Origin of the sequence: Streptomyces typhae (genome assembly GCF_009755605.1) — a bacterium.
Classification (GTDB): Bacteria; Actinomycetota; Actinomycetes; order Streptomycetales; family Streptomycetaceae; genus Streptomyces; species Streptomyces typhae.
In genome coordinates this window covers 188,204-212,087 of the sequence record NZ_WPNZ01000014.1, presented here as the reverse complement: position 1 = coordinate 212,087, position 23,884 = coordinate 188,204, and the positions used below count along the sequence as shown (strand labels likewise).

The 23,884-nt window shown below is 70.4% G+C and carries 20 protein-coding genes and 1 pseudogene; 7 read left to right on the top strand and 14 right to left on the bottom strand.

Annotated elements, in window-relative coordinates; translation table 11 throughout:
• Position 1: 1 nt before the first annotated feature.
• The 6 genes from GPA10_RS25630 to GPA10_RS25605 all read right to left on the bottom strand — a co-directional run bounded on the left by GPA10_RS25630 (position 2) and on the right by GPA10_RS25605 (position 7,412).
• Positions 2-1,423 (bottom strand): ATP-binding protein, encoded by a 1,422-nt coding sequence (locus tag GPA10_RS25630; protein WP_058846375.1) that lies wholly within the window; start codon positions 1,421-1,423, stop codon positions 2-4.
• 58 nt (positions 1,424-1,481) lie between these two features.
• Positions 1,482-3,041, bottom strand: a complete 1,560-nt coding sequence (locus GPA10_RS25625; RefSeq protein WP_157167532.1) for an SCO6880 family protein — start codon at positions 3,039-3,041, stop codon at positions 1,482-1,484.
• A complete protein-coding gene (locus GPA10_RS25620) occupies positions 3,038-4,375 on the bottom strand; it encodes a hypothetical protein (protein ID WP_058846373.1) in 1,338 nt (445 codons plus the stop codon). Before GPA10_RS25620 ends, GPA10_RS25625 begins: the two co-directional genes overlap by 4 nt.
• Positions 4,365-5,201 (bottom strand): hypothetical protein, encoded by an 837-nt coding sequence (locus GPA10_RS25615; RefSeq protein ID WP_157167531.1) that lies wholly within the window; start codon positions 5,199-5,201, stop codon positions 4,365-4,367. Before GPA10_RS25615 ends, GPA10_RS25620 begins: the two co-directional genes overlap by 11 nt.
• Before the next feature lie 173 nt (positions 5,202-5,374).
• Positions 5,375-5,683 carry a hypothetical protein gene (locus tag GPA10_RS25610; protein ID WP_058846371.1) on the bottom strand — a complete coding sequence of 103 codons (309 nt, stop codon included), beginning with the start codon at positions 5,681-5,683 and terminating at the stop codon, positions 5,375-5,377.
• 301 nt (positions 5,684-5,984) lie between these two features.
• The gene (locus GPA10_RS25605; RefSeq protein WP_343041312.1) at positions 5,985-7,412 is read right to left on the bottom strand and encodes a hypothetical protein; all 1,428 of its coding nucleotides are present in this window, start codon (positions 7,410-7,412) and stop codon (positions 5,985-5,987) included.
• Between the two features lie 1,508 nt (positions 7,413-8,920).
• Here GPA10_RS25605 and GPA10_RS25600 point away from each other — a divergent pair.
• Positions 8,921-9,913, top strand: a pseudogene (locus tag GPA10_RS25600) (C40 family peptidase); the annotation flags it as partial.
• A 598-nt stretch (positions 9,914-10,511) separates the two neighbouring features.
• Positions 10,512-11,216 (top strand): phosphatase PAP2 family protein, encoded by a 705-nt coding sequence (locus GPA10_RS25595; RefSeq protein ID WP_157167530.1) that lies wholly within the window; start codon positions 10,512-10,514, stop codon positions 11,214-11,216.
• Positions 11,217-11,352: 136 nt separating this feature from the next.
• Here GPA10_RS25595 and GPA10_RS25590 read toward each other — a convergent pair whose 3' ends face one another.
• Both GPA10_RS25590 and GPA10_RS25585 read right to left on the bottom strand, forming a co-directional pair.
• Complete coding sequence (locus tag GPA10_RS25590) at positions 11,353-12,948, bottom strand: FAD-binding oxidoreductase (RefSeq protein ID WP_157167529.1); 1,596 nt, start codon at positions 12,946-12,948, stop codon at positions 11,353-11,355.
• A gap of 99 nt (positions 12,949-13,047) precedes the next feature.
• Positions 13,048-13,209, bottom strand: a complete 162-nt coding sequence (locus GPA10_RS25585; protein WP_157167528.1) for a hypothetical protein — start codon at positions 13,207-13,209, stop codon at positions 13,048-13,050.
• Between the two features lie 242 nt (positions 13,210-13,451).
• Here GPA10_RS25585 and GPA10_RS25580 point away from each other — a divergent pair, with 242 nt between their 5' ends.
• Complete coding sequence (locus GPA10_RS25580) at positions 13,452-14,285, top strand: SCO4651 family lipoprotein (RefSeq protein WP_157167527.1); 834 nt, start codon at positions 13,452-13,454, stop codon at positions 14,283-14,285.
• A 190-nt stretch (positions 14,286-14,475) separates the two neighbouring features.
• The gene (locus tag GPA10_RS25575) at positions 14,476-14,664 is read left to right on the top strand and encodes a hypothetical protein (protein WP_425505814.1); all 189 of its coding nucleotides are present in this window, start codon (positions 14,476-14,478) and stop codon (positions 14,662-14,664) included.
• A gap of 111 nt (positions 14,665-14,775) precedes the next feature.
• On the opposite strand, the gene GPA10_RS25570 is transcribed toward GPA10_RS25575, so the two are convergent.
• Positions 14,776-15,147 (bottom strand): metal-sensitive transcriptional regulator, encoded by a 372-nt coding sequence (locus GPA10_RS25570; protein ID WP_058846365.1) that lies wholly within the window; start codon positions 15,145-15,147, stop codon positions 14,776-14,778.
• Between the two features lie 167 nt (positions 15,148-15,314).
• Between GPA10_RS25570 and GPA10_RS25565 the strand changes: the two genes are divergently transcribed.
• Positions 15,315-15,935 (top strand): DUF47 domain-containing protein, encoded by a 621-nt coding sequence (locus tag GPA10_RS25565; protein ID WP_058846364.1) that lies wholly within the window; start codon positions 15,315-15,317, stop codon positions 15,933-15,935.
• Positions 15,936-15,944: 9 nt separating this feature from the next.
• Positions 15,945-16,943: an inorganic phosphate transporter gene (locus GPA10_RS25560; RefSeq protein WP_058846363.1), complete on the top strand. Its 999-nt coding sequence runs from the start codon at positions 15,945-15,947 to the stop codon at positions 16,941-16,943.
• Positions 16,944-17,097: 154 nt separating this feature from the next.
• Here GPA10_RS25560 and GPA10_RS25555 read toward each other — a convergent pair whose 3' ends face one another.
• The 5 genes from GPA10_RS25555 to pstS form a co-directional block, all read right to left on the bottom strand.
• Positions 17,098-18,531 carry an FG-GAP-like repeat-containing protein gene (locus tag GPA10_RS25555; RefSeq protein ID WP_157167526.1) on the bottom strand — a complete coding sequence of 478 codons (1,434 nt, stop codon included), beginning with the start codon at positions 18,529-18,531 and terminating at the stop codon, positions 17,098-17,100.
• 295 nt (positions 18,532-18,826) lie between these two features.
• Positions 18,827-19,603 (bottom strand): phosphate ABC transporter ATP-binding protein PstB, encoded by a 777-nt coding sequence (gene pstB, locus GPA10_RS25550; protein WP_058846456.1) that lies wholly within the window; start codon positions 19,601-19,603, stop codon positions 18,827-18,829.
• A 79-nt stretch (positions 19,604-19,682) separates the two neighbouring features.
• Entirely contained in the window at positions 19,683-20,771 is a 1,089-nt protein-coding gene (gene pstA / locus GPA10_RS25545) for a phosphate ABC transporter permease PstA (RefSeq protein ID WP_058846361.1), read from the bottom strand.
• Complete coding sequence (pstC, locus tag GPA10_RS25540) at positions 20,768-21,793, bottom strand: phosphate ABC transporter permease subunit PstC (protein WP_058846360.1); 1,026 nt, start codon at positions 21,791-21,793, stop codon at positions 20,768-20,770. Before pstC ends, pstA begins: the two co-directional genes overlap by 4 nt.
• 101 nt (positions 21,794-21,894) lie before the next feature.
• The gene (pstS, locus tag GPA10_RS25535; protein WP_079086004.1) at positions 21,895-23,016 is read right to left on the bottom strand and encodes a phosphate ABC transporter substrate-binding protein PstS; all 1,122 of its coding nucleotides are present in this window, start codon (positions 23,014-23,016) and stop codon (positions 21,895-21,897) included.
• Between the two features lie 488 nt (positions 23,017-23,504).
• Between pstS and GPA10_RS25530 the strand changes: the two genes are divergently transcribed.
• Positions 23,505-23,831: a serine/threonine protein kinase gene (locus GPA10_RS25530; protein WP_157167525.1), complete on the top strand. Its 327-nt coding sequence runs from the start codon at positions 23,505-23,507 to the stop codon at positions 23,829-23,831.
• The last annotated feature ends 53 nt before the right edge of the window (positions 23,832-23,884 follow it).

The following is a 23,884-nucleotide window of genomic DNA, read 5'->3' as shown; positions in this document are numbered from 1 at the left end:
GTCACGCCACCGTGGACCGTGAGCCCGCGGGACCGTCGCCCAGCTGCTTCTCCATGTACGCGGCCCTTTCCTCCGCTTCCCGCTCGGCGGCCGCGAGGGCGTCGTGGGCGAGCAGGTCGCTCGCGGACTCCGTCATGGCGCGGTCTGTGAAGACCAGGGGGCGCTCCGTCTCGGTGATCAGGTGCTTCACCACCTGGACGTTGCCGTTGACGTCCCAGACGGCGATGCCGGGCGTCAGGGTGGGGATGATCTCGACGGCCCAGCGCGGCAGGCCGAGCACCCGGCCGGTGGCGCGGGCCTCGTCGGCCTTCTGGGCGTAGATGGTGCGGGTCGACGCCATCTTCAGGATGGCGGCGGCCTCCTTGGCGGCTGCTCCGTCGACGACGTCGGAGAGGTGGTGGACGACCGCGACGAAGGACAGGCCGAGGCGGCGGCCGAACTTCAGGAGCCGCTGGAACAGCTGCGCCACGAAAGGCGAGTTGATGATGTGCCAGGCCTCCTCGACGAGGAAGATGCGCTTCTTCCGGTCGGGGCGGATCCAGGTGTGCTCCAGCCATACGCCGACGATGGCCATGAGGATCGGCATGGCGATGGAGTTGCGGTCGATGTGGGAGAGGTCGAAGACGGTCAGGGGTGCGTCCAGGTCGATGCCGACGGTCGTGGGGCCGTCGAACATGCCGCGCAGGTCGCCGTCCACGAGCCGGTCGAGGACCAGCGCCACGTCCAGGCCCCAGGCCCGGACGTCGTCTATGGCGACGTTCATCGCCTCGGCGGACTCCGGTTCGGGGTGGCGCAGCTGCTCGACGATGTCGGTGAGGACGGGCTGGCGGTCGACGATGGTCTCGTTGACGTAGGCGTGCGCGACCTTCAGGGCGAAGCCGGAGCGCTCGTCGAGGCCGTGGCCCATGGCCACCTCGATGATGGTGCGGAGCAGCGCGAGCTGGCCGGTCGTGGTGATCGCCGGGTCCAGGGGGTTGAGGCGGATGCCCATGTCGAGGGCGGCCGTCGGGTCGAGCCGGACGGGCGTTATGCCCAGCTCCTGCGCGATGAGGTTCCACTCGCCGACGCCGTCCTCGCCCTGGGCGTCGAGGACGACGACCTGGCGGTCCTTGAACCGGAGCTGGCGCAGGACGTACGTCTTCTCCAGGGCCGACTTGCCGTTGCCGGACTCGCCGAGCACCAGCCAGTGCGGGGCCGGGAGCTGCTGCCCGTACAGCTGGAACGGGTCGTAGATGTAGCCCTTGCCGGAGTACACCTCGCGGCCGATGATCACGCCGGAGTCGCCGAGGCCGGGCGCGGCCGTCGGCAGGTAGACCGCCTGGGCCTGCCCCGTCGACGTGCGCACCGGCAGGCGTGTCGTCTCGACCTTCCCGAACAGGAAGGACGTGAAAGCGTCCGTGAGGACGGTCAGCGGGTCCCGCATCGCACCTTCACACCCCTACCGTTGGCCTGTTCGTCGGCGGTGCCGCGTCGCCGGCCCGTCATCGCCGGATGCCGGTCGCGAACGGCAGCGTGTTCACAAATGCCCGGTGGTGCTCACGATCGCACCACTCCAGCTTCAGATACGACTTTCCGGCCGATGCCCTTATGGTCCGCTTGTCGCGGGCGAGGGCCTCCGGCGAGCGGGACGACACGGTGATCCAGCCGACCAGGTTGACGCCGGCGGCGCCGCTCGCGAGGTCCTCGCCGCGCTGGTCGAGGCGGGAGTGCGAGGCGATGTCGCGGGGGTCGACGGTGCGGTTCATCTTGGCCTGGCGGCTGGCCTCGGCCTCGTCGTTGGTCTTCTCGGTCAGCATCCGTTCGATGGCGACCTCGGTGGGTTCCAGGTCCATCGTGACGGCCACGGTCCTGATCACGTCCGGGGTGTGGACGAGCAGCGGGGCGAGGAAGTTGACGCCGACGGGTGTCATCGGCCACTCCTTCACCCAGGCCGTGGCGTGGCACCAGGGGGCGCGGGTGGAGGACTCGCGGGTCTTCGCCTGGAGGTAGGTGGGCTCCATCGCGTCGAGCTCGGCGGGCCAGGCATTACGTTTCGTCATTGCCTGGATGTGGTCGATGGGGTGGTCCGGGTCGTACATGGAGTGCACGAGGGAGGCGAGGCGGCCCTGGCCGAGGGGCTGGCGGACGCGGATGTCCGCCTCCTGGAGGCGGGAGCAGATGTCGGTGAGCTCACGGGCCATGACGACGGCGAGACCGGCGTCCTTGTCCAGCTTCCGGCCGCCCTGGGGCCGGCTCGCGCGCGCCATGGCCTGGGCCTCGGCGGCGAGGTCGCGGGAGTAGTGCATGCAGGCGACGAGGTAGGCGCGGTGCTGCTCGCTGCTGGTGGACACCATCGACTGGAGCTGGTCGTAGCTGTGCTGGAGCCAGGGCAGGGCGCGGTCGTCGCCGCGGGCGGTGACGTCCTTGGCGTGCGCGTCCGGGTCGGCGGGCAGCGTGCGGGCCAGCATCTGCAGGCGGGTGACGAAGCCGTCGCCGTTGGCGACGTGCTTGAGGAGCGTGCCGAAGCGGTCGACGAGGGCCTCCTGGTCCTCGCTGTCGCGCAGGCCGACGCCGGGGCCCTCGATCTCGATGGCGGCGGTGACGGTGCGCCGGTCGGCGTGCAGGAGCACGGCGATCTCGTCGGGGCCGAAGGGCGCGGCGAGCCAGCTGATGCGGCCGATGCCGGGCGGCGGGCCGACCTCGACCTCGCGTCCGTCCAGGCGCACGCCCGCCTCGGCGGCGCCGGAGCGGTAGGCGGTGCCGCGCTTGAGCGACCGCTTGAAGCTGCGGTTGATCTCGAACCACTTGTAGAACGTGCGCTGCTTGAAGGGCAGGTAGACCGCGGCGATGGCGAGCAGCGGGAAGCCCATGAGCAGGACGAGGCGCAGCGCGAGGAAGGGGATGAGGATGCCGCACATCATGCCCAGGAACGCGCCGCCGATGATCAGGGCGATCTCGCCGGTCTCGCGGTTGCGGCCGATGATGGCGTTCGGCCGGGCGCGGCCGATCAGATAGGTGCGGCGGGGCGTGACCGGTGGGGACACATGGGACTGGGTCGTCAACGCCCTTCACCTCCAGAACTGTTGGTGCTTCCGGTGCGGTCGCCCGCGTGCGGGGTGCTCGACGGGCTGGTACGGGGCGGGGGCGCGGCGGGAGTTCCACCGCCGCCCGAGGGGGGCGCCGAGCGGTGGCCGTGGGTGGACACACCACTGCCGACGGCGTTGGCCGTGGCGGGCTGCGCCGGGGTGTCGCCGCCGCCTGCCTGGCCGCCGCCCGCCTTGCCGTTGGAGCGGGCGCTGTGGGTGCGGATGCCCTGGGCCACCCAGGCCGCGGGCGAGTTCAGGGCGGTGGCGGCGCGGTTCTCGGCGCCGCGCATGAGGCGGTTGTTGCGGGTGGCCATGATGTCGTCGCCGAAGCCGGGGACGAAGCGGTAGATGGAGGCGCTGGCGAAGATCGCGAGCAGGATGACGGAGAGCCCGGAGACGACGGCGGACAGGGAGTCGGGACCGTCCTCGCCCTGGAGCGCGCCCGCGATGCCGAGGACGATGACGATGATCGGCTTCACCAGGATGATCGCGATCATCAGCCCGGCCCAGCGGCGGATGCGGCCCCAGGTGTTCTTGTCCACGAGGCCGGAGTAGACGACCGTGCCGAGGAGCGCGCCGACGTACAGCATGGCGGCGCGGATCACGAGCTCCAGGCAGAGGATGCCTGCGGCCGCGATGGACACGGCGGAGACGACGATCAGCATGATCGGGCCGCCGCCGATGTCGGTGCCCTTGTCCAGGGCCTGGGAGAACGTGCCGAAGAACTCGTCGGTCTCGCCGCCCACCGAGCTGGCTAGCACCTCGGAGATGCCGTCGGTCGCCGACACGACGGTGGCCAGGATCAGCGGGGTGAACGCCGAGGCGAGGACCGTCAGCCAGAGGAACCCGATGGCCTCGGACAGCGCGGTGAGCATGGGCACGCCACGGATGGCACGCTTGGCGACGGCGAGCAGCCACACGATCAGCGTCAGCACGGTCGACGCGGCGAACACCACGGCGTACTGCTGCAGGAACTTCTCGTTGGTGAAGTCCACCGCGGCGGTTTCGTTGACGTACTCGGTGAGCTTGTTGACGATCCAGGAGGCCGCGTCACCGAAGCCTTTGGCCAGGGAGGTGAGGGGGTCGAGCCCGCCCATGCCGTCGCCGCCGGGCGGTGCCTTGCGGGCGCCGCTGTCACCGCCCTCGCCCTTCTCGCAGTACTTCTTCGCCGGGCCGCGGATGAGTTCGCAGGGATCGTCCTCGGGCTCGGGAGCCGCGAGGGCGCGGGTGGCGAGCAGGACGGCGGCGCTCTGTACCGCCGTGACGACCGCGGCGAGGGACAGGACACGGCGTCGGGTGCTACCGGGCATAGGTGAACCCTCCGTACTCCTCCACGGCCTTCGCCATGTCGTCGGCAGTGGAGGCCCGCTGGTCGCGTCCAACCGGTACGGGACCGTCCTTCTGCTTGAAGTCGGCGACCTTCCAGTCACCGCCGGTCCAGCGCATGTCGTACGTGTTCGTGAACCAGCTCTCGGTCACCGGGTTCTCGGTGTTCTCGCCCGCGAGGCCGAAGAGCGACGAGTACCAGATCTCGACGGTCGCCGACCCGCCCTCGAACTTCGTGACCTTGGTGCCCACCGGGATGATGCGGGACACGAACGTCGTGCCCTTCGGGGGAGTGCCGTCCTTCTGCAGGCCGATCCGGGACAGGAACGACTCGCCCGAGTACACCTTGTCCAGCGCGGGCTTGCGCTGAGCTGCGGCGTTCGGGGTGTAGACCGTGTCGACGATCGCGTGGCGCCGATCCGTGTTGAACATTTCGGCGGATCCGAGCGCCACGGCGTAGTTCGCCGTCGCGCTCTCCACGCCCTGCTGGCTCTTCGGGAAACCGGAGGGAATCCCTCCGTTACTGCCGCTCACCGGCTTCGCCCCGGAAGCAGCAGTGGAAGCGGCCTCCGGCGCCTTCCCGCCGCTCCGCCCCCCGCCCTCGTCGTCCGACGACGACCCACCCCGGTTGGCGAAGGCGATCGCCGCGATGAGGAGGACGACGACGCCGACGACGGTGACGACGCTGCGCGAGGGGGACCGTCCCGCGGAACGGCCGGATCTGCGCGCAGGGCCGTAGCCGTCCGCGCCGTCGGGGAGTCGCGTCCGCGTCTCGCCCGTGCCGCCGAAGAGGTCATCGTCATCGCTCATGCCGCGTACGTCCCCTCAACCTCTTGCTTGACCGCGCGGTCCGTCAGGTACACGAGACACGACGGTAGCCGTGCTGGTTCCCGCGCGGGCGCGGTGTGGTGACTCGACATCAGGGAGTTGCAACCTCAGCCGGTGGGCACGACGGACGGGGGAGGAACGGGATACCGGACCGATCAGACCGCCATGCCGTACACGATGGTGAACAGCGTGCCCAGCGAGCCGATGATGAAGACACCGGTGAGACCGGCGATGATCAGACCTTTGCCCTGCTCCGCGCTGAAGGTGTCCCGCAGCGCCGTCGCGCCGATGCGCTGCTTGGCGGCGCCCCAGATCGCGATACCGAGGCACAGCAGGATGGCGATCGCCATCACGACCTCGATCATCACGCGCGCCTCGTTGCCCAGACTCCCGAAGGGGCCCCAGTCGGGGGCGATCCCACCGATGATGGTGTTGATGTCGCCCTTCTCGGCTGCCATAAGCATGTGTAACTCACCGCCCCTAGTGGGTTGTTCCGGCACCTCTTGCCCACCTCTGCCTACCCAGTGCAGAGGACGGAGCTCATTCTCGCTGACAATCGGCCCGGCGCGTGCCGCCTTGACGTCAATTGTTGGCCGACTTCGTGCGTTTCGTCGTACGCGGACTGCGTAGCCTGTCGACGGCGAGCGCAGAACGGTATACGAAGGAACGTATGGTCACTCTGTGTATCACGCGGCGTGACGCCGGGCAATGAATGCCCGGCGTGGCCGCTGACGTCAACTCAGGCAGGCCCCGGAGGGCCGCCGTTCAGGAGCGAGGGGCGAAGTCGCCGAGGCCGCCGCTGACGACGTATGCGCAGTCCGTGTAGCGGTAGCCGCTCTGGACCTTGGCGCCGTCGCTGTGGTTGCGGACCAGGCCGCCGCTGCCGAGGGCGCCCGCGTCGCGCTTGTAGAGGAAGTGGTACTCGCCGGGCGGCAGCCGCAGCGTCCGCTGCGGATAGCTCCGCCCGCTCACCTTGCAGGCCTTGGCCTTGCCCTCGGTGCGGGTGCTGTACGTGCCGCAGCCCGCGCAGGCGCCCAGCTTGACGCTGCCGGTCGCGGGGCCGGTGAAGAGGATCTCGACGGGGCTCGGGCCGTCGTTCTTCACGACGAAGTCCTGGCCCGAGCCCGGTCCGCGCTGTGCGGGCAGCTTGCCGCCCGCCTGCGGCCGGGCCGCGGCGACCTCGGCGGCGATGGCGACGGTCCGGGCGCGCTCGCTCCTGCCGCTGCCCCGGTAGGTGTCCGCGAAGCCGTCGAGGGTCTTCGCGGCCTCGGTGTAGCGGCCGTCCTCGAACTCGTCGAGGCCGCAGGCGTAGGTCCCGGACTCGACGGCGTCGGCCGCCTTCGTGCCGAGCGGCTGCCCCGCGCCGTCGGGCAGCGAGGCGGCGGTGGCCCGGATGGCGCGCAGCTCGCCGGTGGCCGTGCAGGGGTCGGCGCCCGTCAGCTCGGAGGTGCGGTCGTCGATCGCGGCGCGGATGCCGGGCACGACCTTGTCCGCCGCCGCGGACCCGGGGAAGGTGTCCAGGAGTTCACGCAGGTCGGCGCCGCCGTCGCTCGTGCCGAGCGAGGTCATCCCGCAGGCGTAGAGGGAGTCGGCGAGGCGCCGGTCGGGCCAGGCCGCGAGCCGGCCGAGGCGTTCCCTGCCGACCGTGCCGGGCAGGGTGCGCAGGTATTTCAGTGGCTCCACGGCTTCGCAGTACTTCTTCTCGGTGTACGGGGCCGCGACGGACCTGTAGTACGCGTCCAGGCGGCCGGGGACGCGGTCGGCGGCGCGGGAGCCCGCGTGGTCGTCGAGGAGGCCGCGGTAGATGCCGAGGGCGGTGCGGTAGTCGGCCTTGGTGGCGGTGAACGGGCGGCCGCCCTGTTCCTTGACGATGCGGTCGGCCTTGTCGAGGCGGTCGAGCAGCATCTCCTCGACGGCCTCGTCCTTGGCGGCGGCGTAGGCGAGGGCGCCGGAGGCCGGTACGGCGAGCAGGGCGATCCCGAGCACCGCGGCGAGGGGGGCGCGCAGGCGCCAGCCGATGGGCGCGCGCCTGGCCCTGCGGGCCCCGTCGGCGGCGGCGAGCACGAGCACGGCGAGATGGCCGAGCAGCGCCCATCCCGGTACGCCGTCCACGTCGGCCGGCAGCGCGACCACGAGCAGCGCGGCCGTGGCCGCCCAGCACAGCGCGGCGAGCAGCCACGCCCGGATCAGCACATAACCGAGCCCGAGCCCGGTGAGGTTGAGCAGCGCGGCGGCGAGCGGCCGCAGGGGTTCCCGCGGGGCGGGCTCCGGCGCGGGCGCCCTGGGCGGAGTGGCGGGTTCCAGGATCTCTGGGGTGCCGTAGGGGCCGGGGGCGGCCTGGGGCGGGACGGCGTAGGGGTGAGGTGGGCCGTAGGCGGGGTGGGGCGGGGGCGCGGGGTTTGCAGGGCTTGCCGCGCTGGTTGGGCTTGCCTGGCTTCTCTGACTTCCCTGGCTTGCCGGGCTCGCTGGTGTTGCTGGGGCCGAGGTCGGAGGGGCCGTGGGTGGGGCCGTGGGCGGCGCTGGTGGTGCGGGCGGGGCTGCGGGGGCTGCCGGGTACGACGGTGCCGGTGGCGTACCCGGGGGCGGCCCCGGAGACTGGGCGGGCGGGGGCCCGAAGGTACCGATGCCGGGGCTGCCCTGGGGCGGTTGGCCCGGGGCCTGGTGCCCTGCGGCCGGGTGCCCTGGGAGCGGTTGGCCTGGGGCCGGGTGGCTCTGCGCTGCTGGGTAGCTCTGCGCGGGGGAGCCATGGTCGGAGGGGGTGGGCGCGGGGTGCCCCTGAGGGGGGCCGGCCGGGGCGGAGCCGTCCCGTACGGCCTCGTCCTGCACGGAGCCGCCCTGAACGGGCTCGCCTCGCACGGAGCCGCCCTGAACGGGCTCGCCTCGCACGGAGCCGCCCTGAACGGGCTCGCCTCGCACGGAGCCGCCCTGAACGGGCTCGCCTCGCACGGAGCCGCCCTGAACGAGCTCGCCCCGCACGGAGCCGCCCCGAACGGCCTCGTCCCGTACAGAGCTGTCCCGCAGGGCCGCATCCCGTACGGGCTCGTCCCGTACAGAGCTGTCCCGCAGGGCCGCATCCCGCACGGAGCCGTCCCGTACGGGCTCATCCCCTACAGAACCGCCCCGAACGACCTCGTCCTGAATTGGACGGTCCGCGGGCTCGGGCAGGCGGCCCTCGGCCCCGATCGGGCGGTCCCCGGGCTCGTGCCGGCGATCCTCGACCGTGCCCGGGTGCGCCTCAGCGCCGTGCGGGTGGCGCGGGCGGTCCTCGACCCCGCCCGGTTGCGCCTCGGCCCCGCCGGGTTGAGCCTCGGCCCCGCCGGGACGAACCTCGGCCCCGCCGGGCTGGGCCTCGCCGGGTGGCAGGTCCCGGGGCTCGGGGCTCCGGTCCACCGGCTCCCCGCCGCGGTCGTCAGGCGTCCTGGACTCCATCTTCGGCTCCCCCTGGCCGTGGGGCGCGGCAGACCGGGCGCAGGCAGTCCCCTCCGCCCGCGCCCCCCGCGCTCAATGCCCCTACATTCTGGCAAAGTTGGCGCTCCGTCAATCGCCAGTGACGGACTGTTTCCCGTCACGGATGAGGGGGGACGGTGCCCTCGGAGGGCCGGAGAAGCCCGCCCTCCGGGGACGGTGTTTCGCGCCTGCGCGGAGATCAGCGCCCCTACACTGAGTCCGGCGGACTCCAGGGAGTGTCGGGGTGGTTGACGGTGCGTAAGGCGTGGCTGCTCGCTGCTGTCGCGTTCAGCGGGTCCATGGGGTTCATCGGGCTGCTCGTCATCGGGACGTTCGTCGTCGCGGGCAGCATGGCCGGCGGGGCCGGGGGCGGCGGGAACGTCGGCCTGGCCAAGGGCGCGGTGCCGGCCTCGTACCAGCCCCTGGTGCAGAAGTGGGGCAATCTGTGCAAGGCCATCAACCCGGCCCTGCTCGCCGCCCAGCTCTATCAGGAGAGCGGGTTCAACCCGCGCGCGAAGAGCCCGGCCAAGGCGCAGGGCATAGCGCAGTTCATCCCGGGGACGTGGGCCACGCACGGGATCGACGGGGACGGGGACGGGGACCGCGACGTGTGGGACCCCAAGGACGCCATCCCCTCGGCGGCCTCGTACGACTGCCAGCTCGCCAAGTACGTGAAGGACGCCCCGGGCGACCCCACGCGGAACATGCTCGCCGCGTACAACGCGGGCGCCTACGCCGTGATCAAGTACGGCGGGGTGCCCCCGTACAGCGAGACACAGAACTACGTCAAGATCATCACGACCCTCGAGAAGAGTTTCGCCAGGCCCGTCGGCCGGGTGAACCCCTCGCAGCAGGCGGCCGGGGCGATCTACTACGCGCAGAAGAAGCTCGGCACGGAGTATCTGTGGGGCGGCAACGGAACTCCCGAACAGAACGGCAGGTTCGACTGCTCGGGGCTGACGCTCGCCGCGTACCGCAGTGTCGGGATCGACCTGCCGCGAGTGGCCAACGACCAGTGGAACGCCGGGCCGCACCCCAAGCGCGAGGAGCTGCTCCCGGGTGATCTGGTCTTCTTCTCGGACGACCTCACCAACTCGCGCGCCATCCGGCACGTCGGCATCTACGTGGGCGGCGGCTACATGATCGACGCCCCGCGGACGGGCGCGGTGATCCGTTTCGACCCGGTCGATACGCCGGACTACTTCGGAGCGACCCGAGTCACCGAAGATGGCGCAAAAGCGATCCCTGAGGAGCCGGTGGAGAAGCGCGTCGAGCGTGCCGAGGAGAAGCCCGAGGGGCGCGAGAAGCCCGTGGAGCCGGAGAAGGGCGCGGGCGAGGAACCGGGCGCCGGGACGGACGAGAGCCCCGAGGGCGACGAGGCCGTGGAGGCCGGCGGGAGTGATCCCGGCAGGGAGCCGACCGGTGAACCCGTCGAGGAGCCCTCCGGCACTCCGACCGGCGGACCCGCCGGGCGGCCCTCGGGGCGGCCCGCGGACGGGAGCGCGGACGGGGGCACGGCGATCTGACGCGCGCCCCACGGGCCCGCGCCCGCCCCCGGGCGAGGCGCTGAACGGAGGCGCACGCCCGGCGCGTGCGCCGTGTGATCTGGCTTGAACCCTCCGTCAGAGCAGCCTTCTGAGCTGCGGCGATGAGTCTCTCTTCGATAACGTCTGAGTGATCATTCGGTGGAGAGTGGAACGTAGTGAGGGGGACTGGGCGTTCCCTTGACTGGTACGGGACTGGTACGGCACGCATGCGGGCACGACTGCACTGACCACGGGGGTTGATGGAAGGGCGCGCAACGGCGCGCGCTCATGAGTGAAGAGGACAAGGGGCCGCGGCACCATGGCTGGACTCGATGATTCCGGGTCGAACCCCGATGTCAGCCTGCTCTACGACATCAACGGCATGGCGGACGACGCCCCTGGCTGGCTGGCCAGGACGGTGGCGTTCGTCGGTGAGTACGGCATCCTGCTCGCCCTCGTCCTGCTCGTCGTGTGGTGCTGGTGGGGCGCCCGGAGAAGAGGCGCGGTCGACGACGCCGCCACCTCCGTGGCCGCCGTCGTGTGGGCACCGCTCGCCGCGGGTGTCGCCGTCCTCGTCAACATCCCCATAAGGGGCTTCGTGGAGCGGCCACGCCCCTTCAAGGACCACCAGGGCCTGGAAGTCCTCGTCGGCGGCAAGAACGACTTCTCCTTCGTGAGCGACCACGCGACGCTCGCGATGGCGATCGGCGTCGGCCTGTTCGTCGCCCACCGCAAGTTCGGCATCGCCGGCATCGCGCTCGCCGCGGCCGAAGGCTTCTGCCGCGTCTTCATGGGCGTGCACTACCCCACGGACGTCGTCGGCGGCTTCGCGCTCGGCACGGCGGTCGCGCTGCTCCTCTCGCCGCTCGCCATGGCCCTCCTGACGCCCCTCACCAAGGCGGTCGGGCGCTCCGCGCGGGCCTCCCGCCTCGTGTGGCGCGGACCGGGCGACGTCGAATGCGTCACCACGCTGACCGAGCAGGAACCGGCGCCGGAGGTCGGTGAGCGGGACCTGGCGGCATAGCGCCTCCCGGGGGGCCCGCGCCCCGTCCCCGGGCCCCCGCCGTCTCCGGCGCCGAGCCCGGAGGCGAGCCGCCTACAGTGCCTGCGGGCTACAGCGCCTGCGGGCTACAGCGCCTGCGGGCTACAGCGCCTGCGGGCTACAGCGCCTGCGGGAACGAGAAGAAGCGCGTCGGGTCGTACTGCTTCTTCACCTTCTTCAGGCGCGGCGCCGCGGCCCCGTAGTAGGCCTCGCGCCAGTCGGTGAGCGTCGGGTCCGTGTAGTTCTGGTACGCGGCCCCGGACGCGTACCGCCGCATCGCACCGTGAGCCGACGTCAGCCAGGCCTGGGAGCTGCTGCCGGAGGTGCCCGCCCGCCAGGACACGATGTACTGCGCGAGCATCCGTGAACGCCGGTGCACGAACGACGTGGCGGTCGGGTCGACGCGGTTGATGGCGCCGCCGAGCGCGGTCAGGGCGATACTGCCCGCCGTGCCGCGCTCGCCCCGTACGGACTCGATCTGAGCGAGCAGCGCGCGGATCCCGGCGCCGGAGAGCGAGCGGTCGAAGAAGTCGGAGCGGGCCGCGTACGTCTCCCGGCCGAGCGCGCCGCTCGGCGTCCGCCCCGGCGTCGTCCCGGGCAGATGGCACTGCGCGTCCGCGGCGAACGACGAGCAGCCCGCGTACACCTCCATCGCCTGCTCGTACGAGCGCCGCTTCAGGGACACGCTGCGCGCCGGGGAGCCCACCTTGTCCGCGAGCCGGTCCACGGCGTTCTGCAGGGAGCCGTACGTACCGAGCGAGAACGCCGCGACGGAGACGGTGGGCGTGCCGCCCGGCACGGCGGCCAGGTGCAGCGAGGACCAGATCTCGTCCGGCTGGGCGGGGCCCCATGCCTGCCACGCCTTGAGCACGGCGGCGGCCTTCGACCAGGGCCAGGTCAGATAGGCGGAGACAGCCCTCGGGGCCGGGTGGGTGCGGAACGTCAGCTCGGTGACGATGCCGAACTGGCCGTTGCCCGCGCCGCGCAGCGCCCAGAACAGCTCCTTGTTCTCGCTCCTGTCGGCCCTGATCTGCCTGCCGTCCGCCGTGACGAGCGTCGCCCCGGTGAGGCTGTCGCAGGTGAGGCCGTACGCGCGGGAGACCACGCCGTGGCCGCCGCCGAGGGTCAGGCCGCTGATGCCGACGGTCGGGCAGGAGCCCGCGGGGATCGTGACGCCCTTCGCGGCGAGCGAGCGGTAGACGTCGATGAGCTTGGCGCCGCCGCCGATGGTGGCGGTGGTGCCGCTGCTGCGTACGCGGTTCAGTTTCGACACGTCGATGACGAGGCGCCCGGTGCCCGACGACCAACCGGCGTAGGAGTGACCGCCGTTGCGGATCGACACGGGGGTGTCGTGGGCGCGGGCGTACGCCAGGGTGGTGCGGATGTCGTCCACGCCCGCCACATAGGCGACGGCGGTGGGCTTCAGGTTGTCGTAGCGGGTGTTGTAGAGCTGGCGCGCGGTGGCCCAGGCGGCCTCGTTCGGGCGTATCAGGGTGCCGTCGAGGTCTCTGGCGAGGGCTGCCAGGTTGGCCGGTGCGGAGGCGGCCGCGGTCTTGATGGGGGTGGTGGTGCCGCCTCTGCTGCCCACGGAACCGCTGCCGCCGGTGCCGCCGGTTCCGTTCGCGGTGTCCTTGCCTGCGCCGGAGCAGGCGGCGGTGGTGGTGGCCGCCGCGAGTGCGGCGGTCGCCGTCCCGAGGAACGTACGTCGTTGCATGAGGCCCTCCCGTTGCTTCCCGCACAACGAGACGGCGCGGGCGCGGCACGGGTTCCCCGATGCGGCGACATCGGCGGCGCGGTCACGGTGGCCGCCCGCCTACATCGGCGGCTGCGCGACATGGCCGGCGGCGTCGTCGCGGGCCTTGCTGCGGGCTCTGCGGGCGGGTCCGCGCCAGCCGCAGGTGCAGCGGGCTGCGCAGAACGGGCCGTTCTCGACGGTGGAGGTGCGGTGCAGTTCGGGAGGTTGCTGCTCTGCCACGCCTTCACGGTACGCCGGGTAGGTGAACGCCCCGTGAGGGGCGCGGGGAACTGCGTGCTCAGCCACAGAAATGCCGCGGACGCGTCTGCTCAGTTACTCCGCAGACGCGTCTGCGGCTCTGCCGTGGCTGAGCGCGCAGTTCCCCGCGCCCCCTTACGGGGGCGTCCCCTGCCGTCGCGTGACGGTGGCCCTCACCAGTCGTTAGTCGAAACGACAACGAAGGGATGGGGGTCGTCGGCGCGATGGGGCAGCAGCACAGGCACACGGGCAGGGCGGCCTGCGCGGCCACGGCCGCCGCGGCGGGGCTCATGGCCCTCGTCACGGGCTGCTCCGGCGGCGGCGCGGCGGCCAGCGACGACCCGGCGGCGGCCGACCCCGTGGGCGCCGTGCGCAAGGCCGCCGAGTCGCCGGAGCGCGCGGGCAGTTCCCGGGCGCGCACCGCCATGGAGATGGCGAGCGGCGGCACCCGGGTGACCGTCACCGGGCGCGGCGGGTACGACTTCCGGCGCCGCGTCGGCCGGTTCGACGTGGTCCTGCCCGAGGACCCCGCGGGCACCCGCGGCAAACGCAGGCCCCCGGTCACGGAGTTGATGGCGGGCGGCGACCTGTACATGAAGAACCGCGGTGCCGGGGTGCCCGCCGACAAGTGGGTGCGCGTCGAGCCGGCCTCGCTCGCCGACGGCAACCTCGTCACCGGCGGCGCCACCGACCCGCTCGTCGCCGCGGAACTCCTGCGCGGCGCACGGGAGGCGACGTTCGTCGAGCGCGCCCGGGTGGCCGGAGTCGACGTGGTCCACTACCGCGGCGTCATCGACCTCGCCCGCGCCGCGCGGTCCGCTTCGAAAGCGCACGGCCCCGCGCTGCGGTCAGCACTGGCGAAAGGGTTCAGCAAGGGGCGTGTCCCCTTCGACGCCTACCTCGACGAACAGGGGCGGCTGCGCAAGGTCCGCCATCAGTTCAAGGTGGCCAACGCGGCGGTGGCGTCGACGACTTCGCTGTACGCGTTCGGCGCCCGCGTCGAGGTGACGCTCCCCGCGGACAAGGACATCTTCGCCGGGAAGATTGCCGAGCGCTGAGCCGTTGCACCAGGGAGGACCCGGGTGCGGCAGACGAACGACCGCGCGCGGCGGAGGCCTCGGATCAGTGGGGCGGAGGGGGGAATGAGGGGTGCAATATGGTCCGTCCGTGCCATGCGCGGTGCGTAGGGCGCTCCCTACTCTAGGAAGCCGGTACCGGCACGACCGTGGTCAGGAAGAGGTGGTGAACGTGGCTCCGCTGGGTGGAACGGCAGTTCAGGACCACGTTGCCCTCGCCGAGATCGAGCTGTGCGGCGAACTGATCATCGCGGCGTCGGCCGCGTGCGGTGAGCGGCTCAGTGCCGACCGGATCGACGAGGTGCTTCAGGTCTCCGACGGGTACGAGGGCGGGGTGGGCCGGGACGATTCCCGGCCGTAGGTTCGCCGGTTACCGGCCGTTTTCCCGCCGCTTCGCGGTGGAGATTTCCCACCCACCCACCCTTTTTGCCCTGAATGTGCCCCAGGGGGCGGCCCGCCGGAAACCGGAAGGTCACGTACGGAGCATCCGGGCGATCGCCTTCGTCGCCTCCTCCACCTTCGCGTCGATCTCGTCGCCGCCCTTGACCGCCGCGTCGGCGACGCAGTGGCGCAGATGCTCCTCCAGGAGCTGGAGGGCGAAGGACTGGAGGGCCTTCGTTCCGGCCGAGACCTGGGTGAGTATGTCGATGCAGTAGACATCCTCTTCGACCATGCGCTGCAGGCCACGGATCTGTCCCTCGATGCGGCGCAGGCGCTTGAGGTGTTCGTCCTTCTGTTTGTGGTACCCGTGCGTCTTGTGGGCCTGACCCGGCTCTGCCGTCTGGTCGGGGCCGGAGGGCGCTTCGGTGGTCGTGGCCGCTCCGGCCGCGTCGGTGGTCGTCATCGCGTCCTCCTGTGCATACCCCTGGTGGGTATAGGGTAGCCGATTCCTCGGGTGGTGTGCTGATCACTGTGCCTGATGGGCGACACTGGGGTCTGGCCGGTTAGCCGTGGCCGGATGATGCGCCTAGCATCAGCCTGACCGCATCCAGAGCACCCCGAGGACCCCACGTGCGATTTCGTCTGACCCCCAGGGAGACGAGCTTCTACGACATGTTTGCCGCGTCCGCGGACAACATCGTCACAGGCTCCAAGCTCCTGATGGAACTGCTCGGGGCCGATTCTTCGGCTCGGGCCGAGATCGCAGAGCGTATGCGGGCCGCGGAACACGCGGGGGACGACGCGACGCATGCGATCTTCCACCAGTTGAACTCCTCGTTCATCACGCCGTTCGACCGCGAGGACATCTACTCCCTCGCGTCCTCGCTCGACGACATCATGGACTTCATGGAGGAGGCCGTCGACCTGGTGGTCCTCTACCAGGTCGAGGAGCTTCCCAAGGGAGTGGAGCAGCAGATCGAGGTGCTCGCCCGCGCCGCCGAGCTGACGGCGGAGGCCATGCCGCACCTGCGCACCATGGACAACCTCACCGAGTACTGGATCGAGGTCAACCGTCTGGAGAACCAGGCCGACCAGATCCACCGCAAGCTCCTCGCGCACCTCTTCAACGGCAAGTACGACGCCATCGAGGTGCTGAAGCTCAAGCAGATCGTCGATGTGCTGGAAGAGGCGGCCGACGCGTTCGAGCACGTCGCCAACACGGTGGAGACCATCGCGGTCAAGGAGTCCTGAGGCACCTCCATGGACACCTTCGCGTTGATCGTGACCATTGGCGTCGCGCTCGGTTTCACGTACACGAATGGCTTTCACGATTCCGCGAACGCCATCGCCACCTCCGTCTCCACGCGTGCGCTGACGCCACGCGCGGCGCTCGCCATGGCCGCGGTCATGAACCTCGCCGGTGCCTTCCTCGGCAGCGGCATCGCCAAGACGGTCAGCGAGGGGCTGATCGAGACGCCGCACGGCACCAAGGGGATGTGGATCCTCTTCGCCGGCCTGGTCGGCGCGATCGTCTGGAACCTCGTCACCTGGTACTTCGGCCTGCCCTCCTCCTCGTCGCACGCGCTCTTCGGCGGTCTGGTGGGCGCGGCGCTCGCGGGCGGCATCGGGGTGATCTGGTCCGGGGTCGTCGAGAAGATCGTCATCCCGATGTTCCTGTCACCCCTCGTCGGTCTGGTGATCGGCTATCTGGTGATGTGCGCGATCATGTGGATGTTCCGCAAGTCCAACCCGCACAAGGCCAAGCGCGGCTTCCGGATCGCCCAGACCGTCTCGGCGGCGGGCATGGCCCTCGGTCACGGCCTCCAGGACGCGCAGAAGACCATGGGCATCGTGGTCATGGCCCTGGTCATCGCCGACGTCGAGGACCCCGGCGACCCGATCCCGGTCTGGGTCAAGATCGCTTGCGCGGTGATGCTGTCCCTCGGTACGTACGCGGGCGGCTGGCGCATCATGCGGACCCTCGGCCGCAAGATCATCGAGCTGGACCCGCCGCAGGGCTTCGCCGCGGAGACCACGGGCGCGGGGATCATGTTCACCACCGCGTTCATGTTCCACGCGCCGATCTCGACGACGCACGTCATCACGTCCGCGATCATGGGCGTGGGTGCGACCAAGCGGGTGAACGCGGTGCGCTGGGGTGTTGCCAAGAACATCATCCTGGGGTGGTTCATCACTATGCCTGCGGCGGCGATCGTGGCAGCCGTGAGTTTCTGGATCGTGAACTTGGCGTTCCTGTAGGCGGCCTCCAGCAGACCTCCGGGCGAACGAAGGAGCCCCCGGTGCGGATCGTCTGATCCGCACCGGGGGCTCCTTCGTTCGCCCGGAGGCCTGCTGCGACTGCTGCGACTGCTCGGGCTGTACGGGCTGTACGGGCTGCTCAGCGAAATGCGGGCTACTTGGCGAAGTACGAGCCGAAGTGGGCGGAGCCGTAGCCGCCGCCCAGGTTGAAGCTCTTGGCGCCGGTACCGGTGATGCCGTCGGCGCCGGTCGGGAGCTGCCAGACGCGGCCGACGAAGGTGTCCTCGCCGTTGCCGCCCACGTACACCTCCGGCTTGCCGTTCTTGTCGGCGTCGACGACGGTGACGGCCTCACCGAAGTGGTCCGACTTCTCCGAGGTGCTGGGGACGCCCTTGGAGTTCTGGGTGAGGACCTTGGCGCCCTCGGTGGTGACACCGCTCCTGCTGCCGCGCAGCAGGGTGACCGAGCCGGACACGGCCGTGGCCGGGTCGGTGGCGCCCTCCCAGGACGCGCCGACGACGATGTCGCCGTAGCCGTCCTTGTCCAGGTCGGCGACGGCTATGTCGGTGCCCCAGCGGTCGCCCTTCTCGTTGACACCGGGGACACCGGGGCTGTCCTGGTCGTAGGCGCGGGCGGGCAGGGTCTTGCTCACGCCGTCCGGGCCGCCGTACGTGACGGTGATGCCGCCGTGGTACTTGGGGTCGTACCCCTGGGGGGTGCCCACGAAGTCCTGGTAGCCGTCGCCGTTGAGGTCGCCGAAGCCGCCCCGGTGGCGGGAGTCGATCGTCCCGCCGGGGATGAGGCCGGTGCGGGTGCCCTTGAGGACGCGGGCCTCGAAGGCGTGGGTGGGGCCGGAGCCCATGGCCACGACGTCGTCGATGCCGTCGCCGGTCATGTCGCCCAGTTCCGCGTTGCTGACGGCCACCCCGTCCTCGGCCTCGGTGTCCCGGAACGCGATGGCGGCCGGCTTGCCGGAGGAGCGGTCGAAGGGGCCGTACAGCATGCCGACGCCCCACTGGGACTGGCTTTCCGAGGGGCCGACCTGGGCCGCGCCGACGATGTCCGCCTTGCCGTCGCCGTTGACGTCACCGATCCGGTGCCAGGCCGAGCGGACGGCGGGGGACTGCTCGGTGCCCTCGCCGCTCGGCACCTCGCTGCCGCCGGAGAGGCCGTCCTTGCCGCCCCACAGCACGATCATGCTGCGGCTGTCGCTGATCAGGAGGTCGTCGTAGCCGTCGCCGTCGAGGTCGCCGTGGCTCGCCTGGATGCCCCACTCGGTGTTGGCGGCGGGCTCGCCGGGGACTCCCGGGGTGGCACGGCTGATGTGCTGCTGCTTGTCGTACTGGAGCCCGGTGGCCGAGCCGTAGGCGATGGAGACGAGCCCGGCCCGCTTCAGGCCGTCGATCTTGGCGTTGGGCGCGCCGACGGCCAGGTCCGGATAGCCGTCGCCGTTGAAGTCGGCGGCGGGCTTGGCGGTGGCGGGCCCGGCTGCGGCCTCGGGCGCCGCCGGGGCGGCCTGGGCGGGGGCGGTGACGCCCAGCAGGACCGCGGCGCAGGCGGCGGCTGTGAGGTAGGTGGTGCTGCGCAAGAGAGGGTTCCCCCTGGTCTCGGTCAGGCCGGGGCCGTGTCGTCGGCACTGGTCCTGATGTAGAAGTTGACCGATAAAGGACCCTGATAGTTGGTGTGACGCAGATAACACGGGAGTGAGGGCGTTGGGGCCTGCGACGGCGCGGCAGTGGGCGGCAGCGCGGCAATGCTGGCGGCGCGGTGGCGCGGCGGAAAGGACGGGCCCGCCCCCCGGGAGCCAGGGGGCGGGCCCTTTTGCGTCCCTGCGGTGGCACCGCCATGCAGCACCGCGGGGAGTTCTGTCCGGCCGGAGGGATTTAGCCGAAGCGGCCGGAGATGTAGTCCTCGGTCGCCTGCACCGACGGGTTGGCGAAGATGCGCTCCGTCTCGTCGATCTCGATGAGCTTGCCGGGCTGGCCGACCGCCGCGAGGTTGAAGAAGGCGGTGCGGTCCGAGACACGGGCCGCCTGCTGCATGTTGTGCGTCACGATGACGATCGTGAAGCGCTCCTTCAGCTCGCCGATCAGGTCCTCGATGGCGAGGGTGGAGATCGGGTCGAGCGCCGAGCAGGGCTCGTCCATCAGGAGCACCTGCGGCTCCACGGCGATGGCCCGCGCGATGCACAGGCGCTGCTGCTGGCCGCCGGAGAGGCCGGAGCCGGGCTTGTTCAGGCGGTCCTTGACCTCGTTCCAGAGGTTGGCGCCCTTGAGGGACTTCTCGACGACGTCGTTGAGTTCGCTCTTCTTGTACGAGCCGTTGAGCTTCAGGCCCGCCGCGACGTTGTCGTAGATCGACATGGTCGGGAACGGGTTCGGGCGCTGGAAGACCATGCCGATGGTGCGGCGCACGTTCACCGGGTCCACGCCGGAGCCGTACAGGTCGTCGCCGTCGAGGAGGACCTTGCCGTCCACGCGGCCACCGGGGGTGACCTCGTGCATGCGGTTCAGGGTGCGCAGGAACGTGGACTTGCCGCAGCCGGACGGGCCGATGAAGGCCGTCACGGAGCGCGGCTCCACGGTCATGGAGATGTCTTCGATCGCCTTGTGGGAACCGTAGTAGGCGTTGAGGCCGGATACGTCGATTCGCTTGGCCATGGAGATCACTGCTTTCGGGAAGTCTGCTGTCGGTCGCCGGGTGGTCCCGCTCGGTGGGGCGGAGCCGTGGGGTGTCGCCTCAGCGACCGGTCTTCGGGGCCTTCCAGCGGGCTATGCCGCGGGCCACGAGGTTGAGGATCATGATGAAGAGGATCAGGGCGAGTGCCGCTGCCCAGGCGCGGTCGTAACCGGCCTGGTTGCCCGACGCGTACTGCTGGTAGATGTACAGCGGCAACGAGCCCTGGGCACCGTCGAAGGGGTTCGTGTTGATCAGGGGGGTCGTGAAGACCAGGAGCAGCACGGGCGCGGTCTCGCCGGCGATACGGGCGACGGCCAGCATGACGCCGGTCGTGATGCCGCCGATCGCGGTGGGCAGGACCACCTTCAAGATGGTGCGCCACTTCGGTACGCCGAGCGCGAGCGAGGCTTCGCGCAGCTCGTTCGGTACGAGCTTCAGCATTTCTTCGGTGGAGCGCACGACCACCGGCATCATCAGGATCGACAGCGCCATGGCGCCGGCCCAGCCGGAGAAGTCGAAGCCCAGGATCAGGATCCAGAAGCTGAGGACGAACAGACCGGCGACGATCGACGGGATGCCCGTCATCACGTCGACGAAGAACGTGACGGCCTTGGCGAGCTTGCCCCGGCCGTACTCGACCAGGTAGATCGCGGTGAGCACGCCGATCGGCACGGCGATCAGGGAGGCGAGGCCGACCTGCTGCAGGGTGCCGATGATGGCGTGGTAGACGCCGCCGCCCGGCTCGTCGTCGGCGACGACGCCCATGGAGTGCGTCAGGAAGTAGCCGTCGAAGACCTCGGAGCCGCGCTTGACCGTCTCGTAGATGAGGGAGGCGAGCGGCACCACGGCCAGCAGGAACGTCACCCACACCAGCGAGGTGGCGAGGTGGTTCTTGGCCTGCCTGGCGCCCTCGACGGTCGCGGCGAGGGCGTAGGAGACGCCGACGAAGAGGACGGCCGCGATCAGGCCCCACTGGATACGGGAGTCGAGGCCGGCGGCGAGTCCGATTCCGCAGGCCACGGCCAGCGAGCCGACGGCGATGACGTAGGGCGACCAGCGGGGCAGCCGGGCGCCCTGGAGCTCCGAGCGGGCGGGCCTGTCGCCGGGGCCGCCCGGGTTGCCGGAGGGCTTGATGGTCGTGGTGCTCATGCGTTGGCCCCCGAGTACTCCTTGCGGCGCGCGATGATCAGGCGGGCCGCGCCGTTGACAAGGAGAGTGATGACGAAAAGGACCAGGCCGGAGGCGATCAGGGCGTCCTGGCCGTACTCGTCGGCCTCGCCGAACTTGCTGGCGATGTTCTGCGCGAAGGTGCCGCCGCCGTAGTCGAGCACGGACGCCTGGATGAGGAAGGTCGGGGAGAGCACGGTGGCCACGGCGATCGTCTCGCCGAGCGCGCGGCCGAGGCCCAGCATCGAGGCGGAGATGATGCCGGAGCGGCCGAAGGGGAGCACCGACATGCGGATGACCTCCCAGCGCGTGGCGCCGAGGGCGAGCGCGGCCTCCTCGTGCATCTTCGGGACCTGGAGGAAGACCTCGCGGCTCACGTTGGTGATGATCGGCAGGATCATGATCGCGAGCAGGATGCCGACCGTCATCAGGGAGCGCGGGGCGCCGCCCTCGTACGAGAAGATCCCGGTCCAGCCGAAGTAGTCGTCGAGCCAGCTGTAGAGGCCGGTCAGGTTGGGAGCGACCACGATGGCGCCCCACAGGCCGTAGACGATCGAGGGCACGGCGGCGAGCAGGTCGATCACGAAGGAGATCGGGGTGGCCAGCTTGCGCGGTGCGTAGTGCGAGATGAACAGGGCGATGCCGATGGCCACGGGCACGGCGATCACGAGCGCGATGATCGAGCTCACGATGGTGCCGAAGGCCAGGACGGCGATGCCGAAGTAGGGCTTGCCGTCCGTCGACAGGCCGGCGGGGTCCCACTCGAAGGTGGTGAAGAAGTTGCCGGTGTTGTCCGCGAGGGCGACGGAGGCGCGGTAGGCGAGGAAGGCGGCGACGGCGCCCATGATCACGAGCAGGGCGATGCCGGAGCCGCGGGAGAGGCCGAGGAAGATCCGGTCACCGGGGCGGGTGGCGCCGCGGGCGTTGCGCTTCTGCTCGGCGGTCGAGGGCGTGCTGTCCTGCGGTGGGGACTGCTTGGGTGGCGTGTCGGTAGGTATATCCATGGGGTTCTCCGGTCTGCGGAGCCGTGGCCGGTGGGGCGCTGGCTCCTGGCGGCGGTGCACCGGACGGCGCGGCCCGTCGGGGAGACGGGCCGCGCTCTGGGTCAGCTCAGGCCCTTGATGGTTTCGCGGACCTTGGTGTTGATCTCAGCCGGGATGGGGGCGTAGCCCTCGTCCTTCAGGACGGCCTGGCCGTCCTCGCTGGCGATGTAGTTCAGGAAGGACTTGGTGGCGGGCAGGGTGTCCTTCTTGTTGCCCTTCTCGCAGAGGATCTCGTACGTCACCAGGGTGATCGGGTACGCGCCTTCGGCGGTGGGCTTGTAGTTCAGCTCCAGGGCGAGGTCCTTGCCCTCACCGACCGTCTTGGCCTCGGCGATCGCCTTGGAGGCGTTGTCGACGGTGGCCTTGACGGGCTCCTTGGCGCCCGTCTTCAGGTCGACGGTCTTGACGCCTTCCTTGGCGTACGAGAGCTCCATGTACGAGATGGCGCCCTCGACCTGCTTGACCTGCTGGGCCACACCGGAGGAGCCCTGCGCGGACTGGCCGCCCTCGGCCTCCCAGCTCTTGCCCGGCTCGTGCGGCCAGGCGGCGGGGGCGGCGCCCTTGAGGTACTTGGTGAAGTTGTCGGTGGTGCCGGACTCGTCGGAGCGGTGGAACGCCTGGATCTTGGTGCTGGGGAGCTTGGCGTCCGGGTTCAGCTTCTGGATCGCCTTGTCGTTCCACTTGCTGATCTTGTTGTTGAAGATCTCGGCCAGCGTCTTGGCGTCCAGGACGAGGGTGTCGACACCCGGCACGTTGTAACCGACGGCGATCGGGCCGCCGACCATCGGCAGGTCGATGGCCTGGCTGGTCTTGCAGATCTGCTTCGACTTCTCGATCTCCTTCGGCTTGAGGGCCGAGTCGGAGCCCGCGAAGGCGGTCTGTCCCTGGAGGAAGGCGGTGATGCCGGCGCCGGAGCCGTCCGGCTTGTAGTTCAGCTGCACTTCCTTGCAGGCCGCGCGGTAGTTCGCGACCCAGGCGTCGATCGCGTTCTTCTGCGCGGACGAGCCCGACGCGAGGAGCTTGCCCTTGGCGCCTTCGCAGTCGATGTTGCTGGCGGCGTTCGTCTTCTTGCCGCCGTCCTTGTCACTCGTGTCGTCGGAGCCGCACGCCGTGAGGGCCAGGGCGCCGGAGACGGCGAGAGCACCGAGGGTGAGGGCCCGCCGGTTCATGCGCTGAAGCTTCACTTTCGGGAGTTCCTTCCGGGAGCCGCCTCACTGTGGCGGCGTGCGAAGTGTTTCGAGTGGCCTTGGTGGCCGGGTCCGTGCCCGTTCTGCCGGTGTGATCAGTACGATCGCGCCGCCATCACGTAGGGCCGAAATTAGGCAGAACAGGTGAAGCGGCCGATGGCCGTAAGTGAACGGGCGGTGAACCTACGCGGACTTTGTGGTTAGGTCACGGTCGGATTACGTCGAGGGGGACGCAAGGGGTGAAGTCGCCCGCCGTGGCGTCGGTATTCAGCCTTGCGTTGATCACTAAACGTGTCCACGCGCGTACTGCTCGTTCCCCAGGCGTTCAGTATTCCGCCACATGGCGTTGAGGATGCAGTGGCCGTTTGCAGATTGCATTCGGAACGTAATGAGCCTCTGTGACGAAAGTGGGAGAGATGATGAAGAGCAGACTCGTCGCCACTGGAGTGGCAAGCGCGGCCCTGGCGTTTGTGGCCACGTTGCCCATGGCGGGACCTGCGAACGCGGCCACGCCGTCGGGTGTGTGCGGAGACGGCTACACGGTGCGTGCCTCCTCGCCGCTTGGCGAGGGCAACAACGCGAAGGTCTATTTGCTCCGCAACGGCAACAGGGCTTGCGTGGTCACGTTCAAGGTGGGCGGCTCCGTCGGCAATTCCGTCTCGATCGGCGCCTGGGTTCACCCGAAGGGCGGCAGCCTGGTCGGTGACTCCGGCCGGTACGCCGAGTACGCGGGTCCGGTCAAGGTCACATCCAGCTGCGTGAACTGGGGCGGGAACTACAGCGAGTACTCCTACAAGGACACACCTTGCTGATCCGCCCGTAGACGGGTGAACGAGCCGCCCCGGCACGACGCCCGCGCCATGCC

What these genes read in the sequence shown, in the direction of transcription:
- pstB (WP_058846456.1), bottom strand. Translation starts at nt 19,603, where the DNA reads ATGGCCAAGCGAATCGACGTATCCGGCCTCAACGCCTACTACGGTTCC.
- pstA (WP_058846361.1), bottom strand. Translation starts at nt 20,771, where the DNA reads ATGAGCACCACGACCATCAAGCCCTCCGGCAACCCGGGCGGCCCCGGC.
- GPA10_RS25530 (WP_157167525.1), top strand. Translation starts at nt 23,505, where the DNA reads ATGGCGGGACCTGCGAACGCGGCCACGCCGTCGGGTGTGTGCGGAGAC.
- pstC (WP_058846360.1), bottom strand. Translation starts at nt 21,793, where the DNA reads ATGGATATACCTACCGACACGCCACCCAAGCAGTCCCCACCGCAGGAC.
- GPA10_RS25595 (WP_157167530.1), top strand. Translation starts at nt 10,512, where the DNA reads ATGGCTGGACTCGATGATTCCGGGTCGAACCCCGATGTCAGCCTGCTC.
- GPA10_RS25615 (WP_157167531.1), bottom strand. Translation starts at nt 5,201, where the DNA reads ATGAGCGATGACGATGACCTCTTCGGCGGCACGGGCGAGACGCGGACG.
- GPA10_RS25570 (WP_058846365.1), bottom strand. Translation starts at nt 15,147, where the DNA reads ATGACGACCACCGACGCGGCCGGAGCGGCCACGACCACCGAAGCGCCC.
- GPA10_RS25630 (WP_058846375.1), bottom strand. Translation starts at nt 1,423, where the DNA reads ATGCGGGACCCGCTGACCGTCCTCACGGACGCTTTCACGTCCTTCCTG.
- GPA10_RS25580 (WP_157167527.1), top strand. Translation starts at nt 13,452, where the DNA reads ATGGGGCAGCAGCACAGGCACACGGGCAGGGCGGCCTGCGCGGCCACG.
- GPA10_RS25610 (WP_058846371.1), bottom strand. Translation starts at nt 5,683, where the DNA reads ATGCTTATGGCAGCCGAGAAGGGCGACATCAACACCATCATCGGTGGG.
- GPA10_RS25620 (WP_058846373.1), bottom strand. Translation starts at nt 4,375, where the DNA reads ATGCCCGGTAGCACCCGACGCCGTGTCCTGTCCCTCGCCGCGGTCGTC.
- GPA10_RS25560 (WP_058846363.1), top strand. Translation starts at nt 15,945, where the DNA reads ATGGACACCTTCGCGTTGATCGTGACCATTGGCGTCGCGCTCGGTTTC.
- GPA10_RS25590 (WP_157167529.1), bottom strand. Translation starts at nt 12,948, where the DNA reads ATGCAACGACGTACGTTCCTCGGGACGGCGACCGCCGCACTCGCGGCG.